2 protein-coding genes are annotated in these 2,888 nt (G+C 63.4%); both read left to right on the forward strand.

Translation table 11 applies throughout. The features are described 5' to 3' along the window. Positions 1 to 325: 325 nt before the first annotated feature. Positions 326 to 1,531 (forward strand): saccharopine dehydrogenase family protein, encoded by a 1,206-nt coding sequence (locus QZ281_RS02125; protein WP_292224168.1) that lies wholly within the window; start codon positions 326 to 328, stop codon positions 1,529 to 1,531. Between the two features lie 13 nt (positions 1,532 to 1,544). Beyond that, a complete protein-coding gene (locus QZ281_RS02130) occupies positions 1,545 to 2,717 on the forward strand; it encodes a carboxynorspermidine decarboxylase (protein WP_292224170.1) in 1,173 nt (390 codons plus the stop codon). Positions 2,718 to 2,888 lie beyond the last annotated feature (171 nt).

The raw sequence follows: 2,888 nt of genomic DNA on the forward strand, positions 1-2,888 counted from the left end.
ACCCTGTTCGCCCTGCTCTACGGCTTCCTGTGGGAGCAGCGCCTGCCGACCGCGCTGGAATATGGCGCCATGGTTCTGGTGGTGGGCAGCGTCGTCACCTGCATCTGGGCGCACCGTCCGCCCACGGAGAGATCAATCGCCCCGAAAACCTCCTGACCCGCGAAGTTCGATGCCGCAACCGGCTGCGACCCGTCATCGCAGTGCGCCATTGAAACAAACCGGGCACGAGTTTGTTAGCGATCCTGTCATCACCGTGCTATGAGCCGCGCCCTTTATAGGCGGCGGCGATGTCGCCAGAGTTTTCACACTTCGGGAGAAGCCACACATGAGCAGGGTGCTGGTTATCGGCGCAGGCGGCGTCAGTTCGGTCGCAGTCCACAAGATGGCGATGAATACGGATGTGTTCTCGCACATCACCCTGGCGAGCCGCACCAAGTCCAAGTGCGACGCCATCGCCGAATCCGTGAAGACGCGCTTTGGCGTCTCCATCGACACGGCGGCCATCGACGCGGATGACGTGGCGGCGACCACGGCCCTGATCCAGTCGGTCAAGCCCGCGCTGGTCGTCAACCTGGCCCTGCCCTATCAGGACCTGTCGATCATGGACGCCTGCCTGGCCGCTGGCGTGAACTATCTCGACACCGCCAACTACGAGCCGCGCGACGAAGCCAAGTTCGAATACAAGTGGCAGTGGGCCTACCAGGACCGCTTCAAGGAAGCCGGACTGATGGCGCTGCTGGGTTCGGGCTTCGACCCCGGCGTGACCTCGGTCTTCGCCACCTACACCAAGAAGCACCTGCTGGACCGGATCGACACGCTCGACATCCTGGACTGCAACGGCGGCGACACGGGCCTGCCCTTCGCCACCAACTTCAACCCGGAAATCAACCTGCGTGAAGTGACCGCCAACTCGCGTCACTGGGAAAACGGCCAGTGGGTCGAAGGCCCGGCCCTGACGCAGAAGCAAGAGTTCAACTTCGAAGGCGTCGGCCCCAAGAACATGTACCTCATGTACCATGAGGAACTGGAGTCGCTGGCCAAGTTCTACCCTGAGATCAAACGCATCCGCTTCTGGATGACCTTCGGCGACAGCTACCTCAAGCACCTGGAAGTGCTGGAGAACGTCGGCATGACCTCGATCGAGCCGATGCAGTTCCAGGGCCGTGAGATCATCCCGATCGAGTTCCTGAAGGCTCTGCTGCCGGAACCCTCGTCGCTGGGTCCGATCACCAAGGGCAAGACCAACATCGGCACCATCGCCACGGGCGAGAAGGACGGCGCGGCCAAGACGGTCTACGTCAAGAACATCTGCGACCACCAGGAAGCCTATGCCGAAACCGGCAACCAGGCCGTCAGCTACACCACGGGCGTCCCCGCCATGATCGGCGCGGCCCTGATGCTGACCGGCCAGTGGAAGGGCGAAGGCGTGTTCAACATTGAACAGCTGAACCCCGATCCCTTTATGGACATGCTGAACAAGCATGGCCTGCCGTGGACCGTCGAGGAGCTGGACGCTCCGCTGGCCTTCTGATCGGAAGAACTGAATGCAAACCCAGGCCGGAGATCCGGGCGCGTTCTCGCATTTCGACCTGAACCGTGTCGCCTCGCCCGCCTTCGTGGTGGATGAGGCGGCCATCAGGCGCAATCTGTCCGTACTCAAGGATGTGCGGGACCGGGCCGACGCCCGCGTCCTGCTGGCGCTCAAGGCGTTTTCGATGTGGTCGCTGGCCGATGTGGTCGGCGAATATCTCGACGGCGTCTGCGCCTCCGGCCTGTGGGAGGCCCGTCTCGCCCGCCAGTTCTACAAGGGCGAACTGACCACCTATTCCCCCGCCTACCGCGCCGAGGATCTGCCCGAGATCCTGCGTCTGTCGGACCACGTCATCTTCAACAACCCCGCCCAGGTCGCCCGTTTCGCTGACCTGATCGCCAAGGCGCGCGCCGATGGCGAGGTGTTCGAGATCGGCCTACGTCTGAACCCCGAACACTCCGAGGGCGAGGTCGCCAAATACGACCCGGCCCAGCCCTGCTCACGTCTGGGCTTCCCGGTGTCCCTGCTGAAGCCGGAGCACCTGGATGGCGTGGACGGCCTGCACATCCACGCCCTGTGCGAACAGAGCTTCCAGCCGTTGGCGCGTATCTGGGCGGCGGTGGAGCCAAAACTGGCCCCGCTGCTGGGCGGCGTCAAATGGATCAATCTGGGCGGCGGCCACCACATCACCCGCGCCGACTACGAGAAGGACGACCTGATCACTTTCGTGCGCCGCCTGTCGGAGACGCATGACGTGCAGGTCTATCTGGAGCCGGGCGAAGCCGTGGCGCTGGACGCCGGCATCCTGATCGGTGAAATCCTCGACGTCTTCGACAATGGCATGCCCATCGGCATCACCGACATCTCGGCGACCTGCCATATGCCCGATGTGATCGAGGCGCCCTATCGCCCCGCCATGCTGGACGAGCAGGACACCGGCGTCGCCGTGCGTCTGGGCGGGCCGTCCTGCCTGGCCGGCGACATCATCGGCGACTACGTCTTTGCTGAACGCCCGGCCGCCGGAACGCGCATCGCCTTCCTGGATCAGGCCCACTATTCGATGGTGAAGACCAACACCTTCAACGGCGTGCCGCTGCCGTCCATCCATCTGTGGAACAGCGCCACCGACGAACTGAAGTCGATCAAGTCCTTCGACTGGACCGAGTTCCGCGACCGCCTGTCCTGAAGGGCGAGGATGACGAGTGGTAGGAAAGGACCGCTGGGTACTTCCGTCGAACTCCCACAATGACGCTGCCTCAACTCCAGCCTTTCCAAGCGTCTAGCCCGATCTCGACCCAATCAACGCGCCTGACCACCCGCATCCCCTATGCTGACAACGTCCCGTCGCCCGGAGGGC

The sequence above is a fragment of the Brevundimonas sp. genome (assembly GCF_018608325.1).
GTDB lineage: Bacteria > Pseudomonadota > Alphaproteobacteria > Caulobacterales > Caulobacteraceae > Brevundimonas.

What these genes read in the sequence shown, in the direction of transcription:
- QZ281_RS02125 (WP_292224168.1), top strand. Translation starts at nt 326, where the DNA reads ATGAGCAGGGTGCTGGTTATCGGCGCAGGCGGCGTCAGTTCGGTCGCA.
- QZ281_RS02130 (WP_292224170.1), top strand. Translation starts at nt 1,545, where the DNA reads ATGCAAACCCAGGCCGGAGATCCGGGCGCGTTCTCGCATTTCGACCTG.